The 15,369-nt window shown below is 50.0% G+C and carries 17 protein-coding genes; all 17 read right to left on the bottom strand.

What is annotated here, in order from left to right; translation table 11 throughout:
- The coding region (locus BMX14_RS13990) for a two-partner secretion domain-containing protein (RefSeq protein WP_143056423.1) at positions 1 to 1,784 on the bottom strand (1,784 nt) is incomplete at its 3' end.
- A 599-nt stretch (positions 1,785 to 2,383) separates the two neighbouring features.
- Positions 2,384 to 2,560 carry a hypothetical protein gene (locus tag BMX14_RS16610; RefSeq protein ID WP_177173168.1) on the bottom strand — a complete coding sequence of 59 codons (177 nt, stop codon included), beginning with the start codon at positions 2,558 to 2,560 and terminating at the stop codon, positions 2,384 to 2,386.
- A 306-nt stretch (positions 2,561 to 2,866) separates the two neighbouring features.
- On the bottom strand, positions 2,867 to 4,171 hold the full coding sequence (locus BMX14_RS13980) for an NAD(P)/FAD-dependent oxidoreductase (protein ID WP_092677791.1): 1,305 nt from the start codon (positions 4,169 to 4,171) through the stop codon (positions 2,867 to 2,869).
- A gap of 239 nt (positions 4,172 to 4,410) precedes the next feature.
- Complete coding sequence (gene nagZ / locus BMX14_RS13975; RefSeq protein WP_092677807.1) at positions 4,411 to 5,436, bottom strand: beta-N-acetylhexosaminidase; 1,026 nt, start codon at positions 5,434 to 5,436, stop codon at positions 4,411 to 4,413.
- 46 nt (positions 5,437 to 5,482) lie between these two features.
- A complete protein-coding gene (thiK, locus tag BMX14_RS13970) occupies positions 5,483 to 6,259 on the bottom strand; it encodes a thiamine kinase (RefSeq protein WP_092677789.1) in 777 nt (258 codons plus the stop codon).
- Positions 6,240 to 6,863 carry a penicillin-binding protein activator LpoB gene (gene lpoB / locus BMX14_RS13965; protein ID WP_092677787.1) on the bottom strand — a complete coding sequence of 208 codons (624 nt, stop codon included), beginning with the start codon at positions 6,861 to 6,863 and terminating at the stop codon, positions 6,240 to 6,242. Before lpoB ends, thiK begins: the two co-directional genes overlap by 20 nt.
- A 10-nt stretch (positions 6,864 to 6,873) precedes the next feature.
- Entirely contained in the window at positions 6,874 to 7,239 is a 366-nt protein-coding gene (locus tag BMX14_RS13960; protein ID WP_092677785.1) for a YcfL family protein, read from the bottom strand.
- A gap of 17 nt (positions 7,240 to 7,256) precedes the next feature.
- A complete protein-coding gene (gene hinT, locus BMX14_RS13955) occupies positions 7,257 to 7,607 on the bottom strand; it encodes a purine nucleoside phosphoramidase (RefSeq protein WP_092677783.1) in 351 nt (116 codons plus the stop codon).
- 44 nt (positions 7,608 to 7,651) lie between these two features.
- Positions 7,652 to 8,452, bottom strand: coding sequence for a YchF/TatD family DNA exonuclease (locus BMX14_RS13950; RefSeq protein WP_092677781.1), 801 nt, complete (start codon positions 8,450 to 8,452; stop codon positions 7,652 to 7,654).
- 15 nt (positions 8,453 to 8,467) lie between these two features.
- Positions 8,468 to 9,451 (bottom strand): DNA polymerase III subunit delta' C-terminal domain-containing protein, encoded by a 984-nt coding sequence (locus BMX14_RS13945; RefSeq protein ID WP_092677779.1) that lies wholly within the window; start codon positions 9,449 to 9,451, stop codon positions 8,468 to 8,470.
- Positions 9,451 to 10,083, bottom strand: a complete 633-nt coding sequence (gene tmk / locus BMX14_RS13940) for a dTMP kinase (protein WP_092677777.1) — start codon at positions 10,081 to 10,083, stop codon at positions 9,451 to 9,453. The genes BMX14_RS13945 and tmk overlap by 1 nt, the downstream gene beginning before the upstream one ends.
- On the bottom strand, positions 10,073 to 11,098 hold the full coding sequence (mltG, locus tag BMX14_RS13935; protein ID WP_092677775.1) for an endolytic transglycosylase MltG: 1,026 nt from the start codon (positions 11,096 to 11,098) through the stop codon (positions 10,073 to 10,075). The genes tmk and mltG overlap by 11 nt, the downstream gene beginning before the upstream one ends.
- Positions 11,099 to 11,101: 3 nt before the next feature.
- The gene (gene pabC, locus BMX14_RS13930; protein ID WP_092677773.1) at positions 11,102 to 11,911 is read right to left on the bottom strand and encodes an aminodeoxychorismate lyase; all 810 of its coding nucleotides are present in this window, start codon (positions 11,909 to 11,911) and stop codon (positions 11,102 to 11,104) included.
- A gap of 64 nt (positions 11,912 to 11,975) precedes the next feature.
- Positions 11,976 to 13,214 carry a beta-ketoacyl-ACP synthase II gene (fabF, locus tag BMX14_RS13925; protein ID WP_092677771.1) on the bottom strand — a complete coding sequence of 413 codons (1,239 nt, stop codon included), beginning with the start codon at positions 13,212 to 13,214 and terminating at the stop codon, positions 11,976 to 11,978.
- Positions 13,215 to 13,298: 84 nt separating this feature from the next.
- Entirely contained in the window at positions 13,299 to 13,535 is a 237-nt protein-coding gene (acpP, locus tag BMX14_RS13920) for an acyl carrier protein (protein ID WP_028685983.1), read from the bottom strand.
- Positions 13,536 to 13,683: 148 nt separating this feature from the next.
- Positions 13,684 to 14,418 carry a 3-oxoacyl-ACP reductase FabG gene (gene fabG / locus BMX14_RS13915; protein ID WP_092677769.1) on the bottom strand — a complete coding sequence of 245 codons (735 nt, stop codon included), beginning with the start codon at positions 14,416 to 14,418 and terminating at the stop codon, positions 13,684 to 13,686.
- A gap of 10 nt (positions 14,419 to 14,428) precedes the next feature.
- Positions 14,429 to 15,361, bottom strand: a complete 933-nt coding sequence (fabD, locus tag BMX14_RS13910; protein WP_092677767.1) for an ACP S-malonyltransferase — start codon at positions 15,359 to 15,361, stop codon at positions 14,429 to 14,431.
- Positions 15,362 to 15,369 lie beyond the last annotated feature (8 nt).

Here is a 15,369-nt window from a genome sequence, read left to right as displayed (position 1 = left end):
AGTCCTTGCTGATTATCCAGTGCATCGCCGCTGAGCGTTAACGGGCCCTGGCTGATAATGCCGCCACTCTGCGACGTCTCTCGGTTGCTGATCCTGCCCTGTTGGGCGGCAATCGTCAGCGACTCGCCTGCTTGGATCAGCCCCCGATCGTTATCCACTCCTTGGCTAGTCAGCTCGAGCTTTTTGCTGGCGCTGATCACCCCTTGTTGATTGTTCAGGCTGGATGAGGCGGTATTGATCGCAATCTGCGCGGCGCTGATCTGCCCCTGCTGATTGTTAAGTTGCGAGCCGGTCAGTGTTAAGCGCTGACTCTGCGTGATGATGCGGCCTTGGCGATTATCAATGCCGTCCTGGAGTGACAGCGTTAAGGCTTGTTCACCGCGGTGCTGTAGGGTGCCCGAACGATTGGAGAGTCGCGTTGCCTTAATGGAGAGTGTTTCGCCACTCAGGTGGCCCCCATCATTATTAAGCTGTTGCGCGCTATCAACCCTAATCTGTTGCGCCACGACGACGGCCTTTCGTGTCTCGACGTTGCCTTTGCTGGCGATAAAGTCGACGCGATTGGCGTGAGTCTGGCTGGTATCGGCGGTGATCTGTGTCGCCTTAACGACTACACTGTCTTTGGCACGCTGATCACCACTGAGCGTAATAGCGTCTTTACTAGATAGCAGTAAGTGACCGGTTTGGCTCGTTTTCCCGTCACGCGTGATCCCGGCAGCGATTGTGCCACGGCTCGACATTTTCCCCGCAGCGGACAGCTGGATATGCTGGCTCGCTTGCAGATGACCACTGTGCGTCAGCGTACCTTGAGTGGTGATCATCACCTCTCCCGCGGCAGCGCCCAGCGTCCCGGCATTATGGACCCCAACGCCGGACTCGGTCCCGCGTAACACAATTTTATTGGCGTACATGCCCCCCAGCAGGGAGACATCTATCGCAAACTGAGGGCGTTCACTGCCTTCCCTTGTTTGCACCGTTACCTCGCCATTGCGGGCATCGATCGTGTTCTGGCCGGTGGTGATCGACAGGGCCTTCGCCTGCAGCGAGGCGTTTATTTTCACGGCACGGGCCAGTAGCTCAGTGCTGTCTTGGCGAGTACTGTCCATCCCCTTACCCTCGACGCGGATCATCCCCTGCTGCACCGCGTAGTGGCTGATTTGGCCATCCGATAACTGCACCTGCCCGGTGGTCAAGGTGGTTCGATTGGCGTTGATAAAGCCACAACCATCGCAGGTAATTCCCGCGGGGTTAGCGATAATAATGTCGGCTTGGCGACCGGCGACCTCCAACATGCCATTAAGCAAAGAGGGGTCTTTGCTATTCACCTCATTGAGAATAACTTTTGCTTCGCCTCTGGCGAGCCACGGATTACCAGCAACCTGTCCGGCGAGCTGGGTCTGACTAATGGTCCGGCCGTTATTTAGGATCGCGCCCCGGTTCTCAATATCAAACTGCGTATACTTGTTATGCGACACCCCTGCGGCACTCGGGGCTTGAATATTGATCTGCTCGATACCGTTCGCCGTCTGTAAGACGGTCGGCTGCTGGTGCGCAGAGGCCTGCGAGTCCGCGACAACCTTCGCCTGGGCCGGAAAGCTGATACCGCCTACGGCCAACAACATGCCCAAACTTAGCCGCGTTAAACGGAACGTCGCCGAAGAAGGTAGGCGAGTTGCGGGGGAGCAAGGTGCGGTAAGCGCATAAGCCGATACGGTAATATCGGCGACCACCATCGCCATGCCTCGGGCGTGGTTGAACACAATACGATAGCGATTTTTATTCATCCCTGAATCCTTAATATTGCCAATTTACCGTAAAGCCAACGGTGAAACGATCCTTCATAAAACCTTGCGGGGCAGATAACGGGATGCGGACTCCATCCGTTGCATCCCACTCCTCAATCTAGATAAATATTAACGTTAGTTCCTGTGATACCCCGCCGACGACAAAATAGAAATTATTTACTCAACACAAAATCCTTTACTAACACCACACATTATTCTGGTTTTTAAATAAACTAGGGCTTTAATTTAGCGAAGCGAAACTGGGCCGGTCAAAGGTGGACGAAGGAATACCAAGTATTGTGGATAACACCAAGCCTTAATATGTGGAATCAATGCGCGTGGGCACACCAGCACCAATACCTGGTGTAGGAAGTAAAATACGTAAAAAACCACAATGATCCCTTTTATGTCTGGCGCGTAACAGTCCTGTCACACGTTGATCGCTTTCACTGAGTAGACTTTCGGCACAACCATAACAATCACATGCTGATAAAATACAGTTAAAGTTTTTATAAATGAAAAATTTCACTCATTTTTTTGCTGTAAATCACTCTATAGGAATGAAGAATTAACGCCTTCGATAAGAGAGAAAAGGATATTTACTCATCCCCGCGCAGGTAGACGCCGACAAGTAGTAGATAAGTGAAGATGCTTGCACCAATCATTGAATAAAAAGCGAGACCGCCATCAATCTGTAGACTCGCAGGTCGTAATGCGCGAAAAATCGATCCAGAGTCAGGGTTAATAGGGCTGAGCAGACGATTATGATATAGCACGAGTCCATTCATCGAATAAGAACAGAAACTCACCATGCCAACCATGGTTTATACTATTTCCATAGAAAAGAATATTTTCATAGCGACAACGCCACTATCAGCCAGGCACTCATCAATCAGTTTCGTTAATACAAAAAGAAAGTATAGATAATTTTAGGGAGAATGATTTTTGAGAGAGGTTCAGAACCTGACTCAATAAGCATAAAAAATCCGTAATCATCGACATTCGATTACGGATTTAGTTAATAACTGGATCGTTTAGATGATCCTTAGCCGATCAGCATTACGCTATCGCGGCCTCTTACTTTAGTGCAGTTTTAATTTAGGTCGGATGACTTTATTGATACTGCCCGATAGCATCATTAAGCCAGTGCGGAAGTAACCGTGCAGGGCCACTTGGTGCATGCGGTAAAGTGACAGATAGACTAAGCGCGCGATACGCCCCTCAACCATCATCGAACCGTGCATCAGGTTACCCATCAAGCTACCGACGGTGCTAAAACGCGAAAGCGAGACTAATGACCCATGGTCTTTATATTTATAGGCCGTTTGTGGCTTACCTTTACGCGCCGCTAAAATATTTTTTAGTACTTGCGAAGCCATTTGGTGAGCAGATTGCGCACGGGGTGGCACGAAGCCGCCTTCTGGTAGTGCACAGCTGGCACAGTCACCAATCGCATAAATATTCTCATCCCGCGTGGTCTGTAGCGTCGGCTGAACCACCAGCTGATTAATACGGTTAGTTTCTAAGCCCGCGATCTCTTTCATAAAATCAGGCGCTTTGATCCCTGCTGCCCAGACCATTAGGTCTGCCGCAATAAAACTACCGTCTTTGGTATTTAAGCCCTCTTTCTGTGCACTGGTGACCATGGTACTCGTCTTGACTTGTACCCCTAATTTAGTCAGTTCCTGATGCGCCGCCGCCGAAATACGGGTCGGTAAGGCTGGAAGAATTCGCTCCCCCGCTTCCACCAACGTAACGTTAAGCGCTTCACGGCCGAGGGTTTTATAACCGTAGCTATTGAGCTGTTTTACGGCGTTATAGAGCTCAGCGGAAAGCTCCACCCCCGTCGCGCCCCCGCCGACAATCGCGATATTCACTGGCTTATCGTTCTGTTGTGCAGAAGAGTGTTTGAGGAATTGGTTCAGCATTTCATTACGGAAGCGATGAGCCTGTTGCGGGTTATCGAGATAAATACAGTGGTCTTTGACACCTTGTGTACCGAAGTCATTAGAAGTACTGCCTAATGCCATCACTAAAGTGTCATAACTCACACTGCGGGCATCCACTAACACGTTACCTTGTGCATCGTGGATAGGGGCCAGTTCGAGTTGCTGGGTCTCACGGTCAATATTCACCAGACTCCCTAATTGGAACTGGAAGTGGTGATGGTGAGCATGAGCCAGATAACTCAAAGCATCGATCCCTTCATCCATCGATCCGGTAGCGACTTCGTGTAATAACGGTTTCCATAGGTGTGTTGGGTTGCGGTCAATCAGCGTTATTTCTGCTTGGCCTTTACGTCCCAGTTTATTCCCTAGTTGCGTAGCAAGTTCCAAGCCCCCTGCACCGCCGCCTACTATTACAATTTTTTGTTTCGTCGTAGTCACATGACCCCCAAAGATTAACCTTCCCTAGTTAAAAAAATGTTAAGAATAAACTTAATTAACATAGGGTTATAAAGTAAAATCGTTCACTGAATTCAGCATAGCATGCTCAGATTATTCAGCGTAATAAATTTGATCTTAATCAAGCCGATTGGCACAGATGCATAAATTAAGTTGTTTGATACGATAAAAAAACGTGGCGGGAGTAAGAGAGGGGGGACATGCTGTCCCCCTTTTGACGATTAATTGTCGCGCGGCTTCTGTTTTTCTTCTAACCAGCGCTGCTGAATGGTCGCCAGATGTTGATGATTGGCCACCCAGCGACGATGGTGTTGTCGCGTTTTCCACTCGAAGCGTCCATGATGATAGAGGCGCTCAAGGCACCCAGCCTGAGTAACCGGTAGCTCATCCAAAATACTGATGACACCCGGGCGGTGGTTACAGACTAAGATCGCATCACACCCCGCATTCAGAGATTGTCTTGCGCGATCGGGGTAACTGCCCATCACGGCAGCACCTTCCATATGAAGGTCGTCAGAGAAGATCACGCCTTTAAAGCCCAATTCTTCGCGCAGCACCTCTTTTAACCAATAGGGTGAGCCACTCGCGGGACGGTCATCAATCGTGGGATAAATCACATGGGCAGGCATCATCGCATCAAGCTGATGCTGCTCGATAAAGTGGCGAAAGATCGCCATATCTTTCTGACGGATTTCGCTGGCTTCTCGTAGGTCGATAGGCGTTTCTTTGTGAGAGTCCGCGACGACCGCGCCATGACCCGGAAAATGCTTACCCGTTGTCTTCATTCCTGCACTATGCATCCCTTCCATAAAGGCGGCTGCCACAGGCAAGATTTTTTCCTGTTGATCGCTAAACGCTCGATCGCCAATCGCTAAGCTAATATGACCCAGATCCAATACTGGGGCAAAGCTTAAATCAATATCCATTGCCGTCATTTCACTGGCCATCTGCCAACCTGTCTCGCGAGCGACCTGAATCGCCTCATCGACATTCGCACTGAGTGCAAGAAAGGATTGCATAGCGGGTAACTGGGTAAATCCTTCACGAAAACGTTGCACTCGGCCACCCTCCTGATCCACCGCGACCACGAGACGAGTGTGCGAGGCTTCACGGATCTGTTGGACGAGGTGGGCCAATTGCTCAGGGTCGTGGTAGTTGCGGGCAAAGAGGATCACGCCCCCGGTTAATGGGTGTTGCAGTAATTCGCGCTCTTCCGCGTCCAGCTCATACTGCTCGACATCCAACATCAGCGGGCCTGGGGTACTAGTCATGTTTTGTCCTATCGTACTCAATTCAATAAGGTAAAAGGTATCGCCAGCGCTCTGCCGCTTGCTCTACCATCGTAGCGCACTGCGTTTGTTCAGCCCTGAGTTGGAACCAACTTGCTTGTAACAGTAACAACCATGGCTGCCAACGTTTGACCTGTGATCGTAAACGCGCCGTCTCCAGTGTGAACGCCTGCGCATAAGCACTTATCCATGCCTCGGACTGAGAGATGTCCTGTAGACACAAGGTGGCGAGTTCCAGCGCAATATCCCCATCCGCACTGTACTCCCAATCGATTACTCTCAGCCCATGTTCACTCTGGATGATATTGCCGGGATGGAGATCCATATGCAGTGGCACCAGTCGAAGTGGTCGAGGCTCACCAAGACGTTGTAACCGTTTTAATTCCCGCAACCAAAGAGGGTGACGCTGCCGACAGAGTTGCCAATAATTTTGCAGTAGCGATAACAACGGTAATCGATACCCGAATAACGGTTGCTGATGCAAACGTATTATTAATTGCAGAAGCTCTCGATTCTTTGCAGTAAACCGCTCGCCCGCAAGCGGGGTACCCTTCACCCACTCCACCGTGAGCCGTCCTGAACTATACTCTTTGGGCCGTATAGCAAGTTGACTATGTCGTAATTGACGAAGAATACGAAACTCACGTTGGCGGTTCACAAAAGGGAGCGGTTGTGCAGGGGTAAAACGGTAAACGTCATCATGCCAATGCGGATTACGCCAGCTATTGCCAGAAAGACCCGGCAATAGCTGCCAATCGGCGTTAGTAACTGGCTTTACCACTGCCTGTCCAGATAATTTCGCCCGTGTTCACCAGCATTAACTGCATTTGTACACGTGCCGCTTTTACATCGCCACGCGTCGTGGTGTAAAGGACGTATTGTGCATGCAGGTTACGCGCAAGGCCAATCGCTTTACCGCGAGAGTTCAAGCTATCGTTTGGAGAAATCCCCAAGATTTTCTTCGCTTGGGCCAGCTGCTCGGCAGTGACTAAGCTAAAGGAGGATCCGGATAAGGCTTGATTCAACGCGCTATTCGCGTTATCACTTTGGATCGAACCATTGGTACTATTTTTGATACGGTCCACCAACAATACGCTACCTGAGGCAATACCTTTAGTATTCACCATTTTGCTGACTAAGGGTTGTACGGTCGCGGGCCAATCGATGGAGGTAAGCTTGGGGGCTTGCGGAACGGGTTCAGGTTGGGTCACCGGTGGAGGATTCGGGACCGGCGGCGTTTTCTGTCCTGGCTGCGTGGTTAACGGTGGCTGGGTTGCGCCACTACCTTGCTCCACGGGGGCGGGTTTTTGCGATTGATTGATGACACAACCACTGAGCAAACAAGCGAAGAGCAGTGAACTGCTATATTTTAAGTATTTAGTCACGGTAATGTCCTCAGAGAGAAATATAGATACGAACCTGACGAGCATTCACGCTGCCAGAGGAAGAAAATAATTCGGTCGAACTGTGCGCAGGAACACGCATGAATTGCTGTTTCGCATCGTGTGGAATGTCCAATCCTTGTTCATCGTACCAATAATAGTGGTAATGGATGGTGACGGGAACATCGCGGTCGTTATAAACACGTGTCGTCGCGGCAGGTGCTTGATCGCTGTTAATCACCGGTGCATCGGCAGTGATCCCCGCAGAAAGCACCTCCGATCCCATCACCAACGGCTGTGAAATAGTGATGGCAGGCGGTTTACTGCTACAGCCCACTGCGCCGACGATAGACAGTACTAACAAACATAAAAAGCGCATAGTTCGACTCCGATTTATTAGCGTGTCAGCATCGGTCCAAGGGGTTTTCCACCAACCAGATGCATATGGATATGATAGACCTCTTGGCCGCCATGTTGATTACAATTGATAATCAAGCGATAACCGTCTTGCGCAATCCCCTCTTTCTTGGCTAACTTTGCCGCCACCGTCATCATGCGCCCTAATGCTTGCTCGTGTTCGGCCTTAACATCGTTGACGGTAGGAATAATAATGTTGGGGATAATTAGGATATGGCTAGGAGCTTGCGGTGAGATATCACGAAACGCCGTCACTAATTCGTCTTGGTATAATTTTTGAGCGGGAATTTCGTCACGAATAATCTTACTAAAAATCGTCTCTTCTGCCATGGTCTGTCATTCCTTTAGGTCATCTGCCGCGTCACGGCGAGTTTTTACGATAATGTTAAGCGCTCTGGAGCAATAGTAAATAATTTAGCAAAGTTTTCGGTAGTTTGCTCAGCGACTTGCTCAACAGTGAGACCTTTGACTACCGCCAAATATTCTGCCACATCGCGTGTATAGGCTGGCTGATTCGCTTTACCACGATAAGGGACTGGGGCTAAGTAAGGAGAGTCTGTCTCGACCAAGATTCTGTCCATCGGCACATAACGCGCGGCTTCACGTATCTGTTCAGCGTTCTTAAAGGTTAAAATCCCAGAAAAGGAGATGTGCATTCCCAAATCTAACAGCCTTTTCGCCGTGTCACGGTCTTCCGTGAAACAGTGCAGCACACCGCCACAGCGGTCGACATGACCTTCTGCCAGTAAGCTAATCGTGTCTTCACGCGCATCTCGGGTATGCACAATCACTGGCTTATTGAGCTGACACGCGATCTGTAAATGGTCACGGAACGCTTGTTGCTGAATCGCCCACAGCTCTGGCGTCTTATGGTAAAAATAATCCAGTCCGGTTTCGCCCAAGGCCACAACGTTAGGGTCACTCGCACAAGTATGAAGTCGCTCAATATCCCAGTCGTCGTCAAGATTGAGGGGATGTACACCGCAGGAGAGCGCAATTTGTGGGTGGTTGGCCGTAAGCTGTTGTAACGCAGGGAAGGCGCTCAACGTGGTGGAGACTGCTAACATAAACCGAACATCACGGGCCTGAGCTTTATCGATGACCTCTGCAAGGCTCTGATGTTCTTTCTCATAATCTAAGCCATCAACATGGCAGTGTGAATCCACTAAAAACATAATTTTCTCTATAACTTAATAGGCGTTATTTAACAGCGTTTCCCATGCCAATAGCAGGTCGCTGATCACCAACTCGGTGTTAACTTGTGGGGTTTGTGTCAATAATGCATGGCAGTCGCGACACCGTGTAACCATCTGCTGCAACGAGTGTTCGTCCATGAGTGACCTTAAAGAGTGACTGGCCTCATAACCGTCGACATGTGTTAACCACGTTTGGCTACCACGCTGTAATTTTAGCGCATCTAACAGGAAAGCCATCAGCCAATAGATCTTTTCGCTACTGGGTTCATCCACCAAGATGGGAAGAAGTTGCATCGGCTGTCGCGGTAAGGCGGCACGTAATCCTTCGGCTAATTGGCTTCGCTTTTGCCAGCGTGGGGCATTCATCAGCTCAAGGGCTTGTGCGGGCGCCCCACCACTTAAGCGTAACGCCGTCAATAATGTTTGCTCCGGTAATTGGCTTTCACGCGCGAGCCAAGCCAACCCTTGCGACTCTTCAGGCGGAAGGATATTGGTGACGACACAGCGACTGCGCAGGGTCGCCGGTAACTGACTCAATTGTGGCGTGGTAAATAAAAACCAACAGTTTGCCGGCGGCTCTTCGACCGTTTTAAGTAATGCGTTGACCGCCGACTCGGACAGTCGTTGTGCGCCATCAATCCAGATCACCCTCGCGCCGCCTTGCTGCGGCGAGTGCCACACTTTCTCGCAAGTCTCACGGATCACATCGATACCGATCAGCTGTTTGCCTTTTTCAGCGACGATGGGATACCAGTCAGGATGATTATTCGCCAACATAAGCTGGCAACCATGGCAATGCCCGCAGGCTTTGTGGCCTTGAGGGGTTTCACACAGTAACCAGCGTGCGACGCCCCATACTAAGGCTTCCACGCCCATTCCTTCATGGGCATGCACTATCTGCGCGGGATGCGCCTGTTGCGCCTGGTGCTGTCCAATGAGTTGCTTATAATAGGGCGTTAACCAAGGAAACCATTGCATTACTGCTGTTCCTCAAGCCAGCGGCGTACTGTGGTTTGTACCGCTTGCTGCACCTGCTGCTGGGGCTGCGTGGCGTCGATGGTTAGGATGCTGGCATCGTTCGCCGCAAGCGCTTTATAGCGCTGATGAGCACGGTGGAAGAAAGCTAAGGACTCTTGTTCAATCCGGTCTAACTGCCCCCGCGCACGGGCACGAGACAGGCCAATTTCCGGTGTGACATCGAGATATAACGTCATATCCGGTGCAAAATCGCCTAAAACCGACTGTTTGATCGTTTTCATCATCGCAGTATCAAGCCCTCGCCCGCCGCCTTGATAGGCTTGAGAGGAGAGATCATGGCGATCACCCACCACCCAAGCGCCTCGCGCCAAAGCCGGTTTAATGACGGTCTCCACCAGTTGTACGCGGGCTGCATACAGTAATAGCAATTCGGCATTGGCGGTAATGCTTTCACCCTCGATCCCCTCTTTGACAATCTGCCGTAAGGCCTCTGCCAGCGGTGTACCGCCGGGTTCGCGGGTAAAGACAATGTCGGTAATGCCCTGCGCGTGTAATTCGCTAACGACTTTATCGCGGACAGTGGTTTTGCCTGCACCTTCTAAACCTTCAATCACAATAAATTTACTTTTCACCGGTTTTACGCTCATTTTCAATTTTGCGCCAGGCTTTGACGGCTTGATTATGATTGGCTAGGGTCGAGGTAAAGGTGTGTCCCCCCTGACCATTCGCAACAAAATAGAGTAAATCACTTTTTTCAGGATGGGCGGCCGCTTCAAGTGAGGCAAGGCTTGGAATGGCAATCGGTCCGGGCGGCAACCCTGAAATAACATAGGTGTTATAAGCGGTCGGTTTTTCTAAGTCGCTACGCGTGAGTACCCCGGTGTAAGCACTGCCCAAGCCATAGATTACCGTTGGATCCGTCTGTAGACGCATACCCTTACGCAGACGATTCACGAACACTGAGGCGACTTTTCCGCGCTCCGCTGATACCGCGGTCTCTTTTTCAATAATTGAAGCCATGGTCACCAATTGATTGAGATCTTGATAAGGCAGACCGGCCTCACGCTGTTCCCACACTGTCTGTTGAAGCTTCACCATACGCTGGCGCGCCTGTTTCAAGAGGCTGATATCGCTGCGTTTCGCCGTGTAATAGTAAGTGTCGGGATAAAAGCCCCCCTCTAACTCGGAAGCTTGCATCCCCAAGGCCTGCGCCACAGTGGTTAACTGATCATCAACAAGCTGATGAGTGATCCACGGCGCGTTGCGTAACGTTTTCAACCAGTCTTCGACACGTTGACCTTCGACAAAACGTACAGGAAATTGAGCTTCTTTGCCGCTGGCTAATAAGGCCAGTAGTTGACGTACCGTCATCCCCGGCGTTAAACGATAGGTACCCGCTTTAAATTTCGACAGCTGTGGCTCAACTTTCAACAGCCAACCAAACCACGGGCCACGCGGCACAATATGTTGTGATTCGAGCTGCTGCGCTAACACGACACGGCCGGACCCGGCAGGTAGAGTATAAATCGTTTCTTGCTGGATCAATAGCGGATGCGCGGCAAAACGCTTTACCTGCCAGAGGCCAGCGGTTGCCAAAATCACACACAAGATCACTAAGCCTAATAGGCCCTTACTTTTTTTCTGCATAACTTAACTCGCAGTAAATCCTAATTTAATCAGTGTTGCCATTGCCTCACCGGGATGATAGTGCCATTGGTCAATACGGGTGACGGGAAGCACTGGCATTAATGCATTACAAATAATCACTTCATCAGCCTGTTCAAGCGCTGTCGGTGCTTGAGTGACGTGGCGGCAATGGTACCCTTCCGCCTGCAAGGCTTCAATCACTAAGCCTTTCATTATTCCTTCAACGCCACTATGGGTCAGCGCCGGAGTAAAGATCTGTTGCCCCTTACGCCAAAGAATATTGGCCGCACAGCACTCCACCACATTACCCTGTGAATCGAGGACCAGCGCTTCTTGAGCCCCTTGGCGATCAAGATAGTTCTTAATCAGCACTTGTTCTAGGCGGTTTAAATGCTTAATCCCCGCTAGATAAGGATTCATTCCTAAAGGAATGGGGCTGGTGATTAAGGTTACCCCTTGCTGCTGCCACGCGGCGTAATGCGTTGGATAGGGCGCTAACGACAGGATACGTTGAGTTTCCGTACAGTCTGCAGCACTATAGCCCCTTCCCCCGACGCCGCGGGTTAACAGAATCTTGATCACCCCTAAGTCGCTCTGTTGAGCCAGCATGTTAATTTCTTGCGCTAACTCCGGCCAGGCATCGAATTGAATACCCAGCCGTTGGCTATCGTGAGCTAAACGAGCCAAGTGATGGGTTAAAAAACGTACCTTGCCTGCATTAACTTGTGCCGTGGTGAAACAGCCATCACCGAATTGTAAGCCACGATCGAGACTGGAGAGTTGGGATGTGTTAACACCATTGATCAACTGCATACGATAAGCCCTCGCGTTGGCAAAAAAAAAGCCCGTTAAACGGGCTTTTTGAAGGAGTCAGCATTTAGATCTTACGGAAGATCAATGAGCCATTGGTACCACCGAACCCAAACGAGTTACAGAGTGCATACTCAAGACCTGAAACTTGACGTGCAGTGTGCGGAACGAAATCGAGATCACAGCCCACATCTGGATTATCCAGATTCAAGGTAGGCGGGATTGCTAGATCACGTAAGGCCAGAATAGAGAAGATCGATTCGACTGCCCCTGCTGCACCCAGCAGATGCCCAGTCATTGATTTCGTCGAGCTGACCAACACTTTAGTTTGTTGACCAAATACTGATTTAACGGCTTGACACTCGGCCAAATCACCCGCTGGGGTAGAGGTTCCGTGTGCGTTAACATAGCCAATCTGCTCAGCATTTAGTTGTGCATCATTCAATGCATTACGCATCGCTTGCGCTGCCCCTTCACCATTTTCTGGTGGGGAGGTCATGTGATAAGCATCGCTGCTCATTCCAAAACCGACTAATTCAGCATAAATTTTTGCGCCACGAGCTTTCGCATGTTCGTACTCTTCGAGAACTAACACCCCAGCACCATCACCCAGCACGAAACCATCACGGTCTTTATCCCATGGGCGACTCGCCGCCTGAGGATTATCGTTATGCGTTGAGAGCGCACGGGCCGCACCGAAACCGCCGACACCAAGAGGAGTACTCCCCTTTTCTGCTCCACCGGCTAACATCACGTCAGCATCGTTATAAGCAATCATACGTGCCGCATGGCCGATGTTATGAACGCCGGATGTACAGGCTGTCGCAATACAGATGCTGGGTCCTTTCAGACCGTACATAATGGTCAGATGACCCGCCACCATATTCACGATAGTACTCGGCACGAAGAATGGACTGATTTTGCGCGGTCCACCTTTAGTCAACGCTGCATGGTTTTCTTCAATCAGGCCAAGTCCGCCAATACCCGAACCAATGGCGGCACCAATACGGTGGGCATTTTGTTCGGTAACGGTAATTCCAGAGTCTTGCAATGCTTGAACACCCGCAACGATCCCGTATTGGATAAACATATCCATTTTACGTTGTTCTTTACGCGAGATGATCTCATCACAATTAAAATCTTTTACTGTTCCTGCAAAACGCGTTGCATAAGAACTAGTATCAAAATGGTCAATCAGGTTGATGCCGCTCTGACCGGCTAGGAGAGAATTCCAGGTAGACTCTACTGTATTGCCGACAGGAGACAACATGCCAAGACCGGTCACAACTACACGACGCTTAGACACGTTCGTCCTCCAGGGAGGGGAATAATTATTCTTCGTGGGACGGAATAAATTTCAGGCGGTCGAGTGACCGCCTGAAGGTGTTCATTAGCCCTGATGGCTATTGATGTAGTCGATCGCTGCCTGTACGGTAGTGATTTTCTCAGCTTCTTCGTCTGGAATCTCAGTATCAAACTCTTCTTCCAGAGCCATTACCAGCTCAACGGTGTCAAGAGAATCAGCACCCAGGTCTTCTACGAAAGAAGCAGAGTTGATCACTTCATCTTCTTTAACACCCAGCTGCTCAGCAATGATTTTCTTAACGCGTTGTTCGATATCGCTCATACTATTTAATTTCCTATCAAAACTCGCTAATGCGACGGTTTTCGTAGTTTATAAAATGTTTAAAAAGATGCAACTACTTCCCTGCTTTTCTGACGACAAATTAGTATTTTTTGTACAATAAATCTCAAAAATAATAATTTGAAGCAGATCAGACCATGTACATCCCGCCATTAACGTGCAAAGTTTCACCAGTGATGTAACTTGCTTCGTCAGAGGCTAAGAAGGCCACAGCGTTAGCAATTTCCTGAGGCTCCCCTAAACGGGCAGCAGGAACTTCTGCTAAAATACCAGATCGTTGCTCTTCATTCAGTGCTCGCGTCATGTCGGTTTCGATGAAACCAGGAGCCACAACGTTCACAGTAATACCACGTGACGCAACTTCTCGCGCCAGTGATTTGCTAAAACCAATTAAACCCGCCTTTGCAGCAGCGTAGTTTGCTTGGCCCGCATTACCCATTGTCCCGACAACCGAACCAATGGTAATGATTCTTCCTATGCGCTTTTTCATCATGGCACGCAATACTGCCTTAGATAGTCTAAAAACAGAAGTCAGGTTCGTGTCAAGGATATCCTGCCACTCATCGTCTTTCATGCGCATTAATAGGTTATCACGAGTTACCCCTGCATTATTAACTAAAATATCAATTTCGCCAAATTCTGCACGGATTTGTTGCAATACTGTATCGATAGATGCCGCATCAGTGACATTGAGCACCAGTCCTTTGCCCTTATCCCCAAGGTAGGCACTGATTGCTTCAGCACCGTTGTCGCTGGTCGCTGTACCGATAACCGTTGCCCCGCCGGCCACTAATTTTTCAGCAATCGCACGACCAATTCCACGACTAGCACCCGTAACGAGCGCGATCTTACCATTGAAGTTCATGTTTTTCCTCTTATTCTTTAATCAATGCTGCGCTGAATGCAGCTGGATCGTTAATCGCTGACGCCGTTAACGTATCAACAATTCTTTTTGTCAGCCCTGTCAGCACCTTTCCTGGCCCGACTTCGACTAACTGTGTCACACCTTGCGTAGCAATATATTGCACGCTTTCCGTCCAACGTACTGGACTATAAAGCTGGCGGACTAATGCCTCACGAATTGCTTCTCCATCCGTCTCGCATTTTACATCAACATTGTTGACCACAGAAATCTTAGGCTCGCTGAAAGTGATCTCCCGCAAGGCAACGGCTAATTTATCTGCAGCAGGCTTCATTAACGCACAGTGCGACGGGACGCTAACCGGAAGCGGTAAGGCTCTCTTTGCCCCCGCAGCTTTACACGCCACACCTGCACGTTCTACCGCTTCTTTGTTGCCCGCGATAACCACCTGCCCTGGGGAATTGAAGTTAACAGGGGAAACCACTTGCCCTTGCGCACTCTCTTCGCACGCTTGGCGAATGGCGGCATCATCGAGACCAATGATGGCTTGCATCGCACCCGTACCTTCTGGCACGGCTTCTTGCATCAATTTTCCACGTAGCTCGACTAAACGGATGGCCTCAGCATAGCCAATCACGCCTGCGCAAACTAGCGCCGAGTATTCCCCTAAGCTGTGTCCTGCCAACAGCGCGGGCTGTGCGCCGCCTTGTTGCTCCCACAGACGGAATAACGCCACGGAAGCCGCGAGTAAAGCAGGCTGAGTTTGCCAGGTCTTATTTAGCTCTTCAGCAGGGCCCTGCTGGACCAGTTGCCAAAGGTCGTAACCTAGGGCCTCAGACGCTTCAGCATAAGTGGCTTCAATAACCGGATGTTCAGCGGCTAATTCCGCTAGCATTCCTAACGTCTGTGAACCTTGACCGGGAAAAACAAAAGCAAAGTGTGTCATAAAAGATA

The organism is Rosenbergiella nectarea (assembly GCF_900111105.1).
Lineage (GTDB): Bacteria > Pseudomonadota > Gammaproteobacteria > Enterobacterales > Enterobacteriaceae > Rosenbergiella > Rosenbergiella nectarea.
Note: the sequence above shows the minus strand (reverse complement) of the source record. Positions and strands in the feature narration are given on the sequence as shown.

Excerpts from the sequence above, each read along its gene's own strand:
- acpP (WP_028685983.1), bottom strand. The coding sequence starts at position 13,535 with ATGAGCGATATCGAACAACGCGTTAAGAAAATCATTGCTGAGCAGCTG.
- BMX14_RS13950 (WP_092677781.1), bottom strand. The coding sequence starts at position 8,452 with ATGTTTTTAGTGGATTCACACTGCCATGTTGATGGCTTAGATTATGAG.
- BMX14_RS13945 (WP_092677779.1), bottom strand. The coding sequence starts at position 9,451 with ATGCAATGGTTTCCTTGGTTAACGCCCTATTATAAGCAACTCATTGGA.
- pabC (WP_092677773.1), bottom strand. The coding sequence starts at position 11,911 with ATGCAGTTGATCAATGGTGTTAACACATCCCAACTCTCCAGTCTCGAT.
- nagZ (WP_092677807.1), bottom strand. The coding sequence starts at position 5,436 with ATGTTGGATGTCGAGCAGTATGAGCTGGACGCGGAAGAGCGCGAATTA.
- hinT (WP_092677783.1), bottom strand. The coding sequence starts at position 7,607 with ATGGCAGAAGAGACGATTTTTAGTAAGATTATTCGTGACGAAATTCCC.
- BMX14_RS13960 (WP_092677785.1), bottom strand. The coding sequence starts at position 7,239 with ATGCGCTTTTTATGTTTGTTAGTACTGTCTATCGTCGGCGCAGTGGGC.
- fabD (WP_092677767.1), bottom strand. The coding sequence starts at position 15,361 with ATGACACACTTTGCTTTTGTTTTTCCCGGTCAAGGTTCACAGACGTTA.
- mltG (WP_092677775.1), bottom strand. The coding sequence starts at position 11,098 with ATGCAGAAAAAAAGTAAGGGCCTATTAGGCTTAGTGATCTTGTGTGTG.
- fabG (WP_092677769.1), bottom strand. The coding sequence starts at position 14,418 with ATGAACTTCAATGGTAAGATCGCGCTCGTTACGGGTGCTAGTCGTGGA.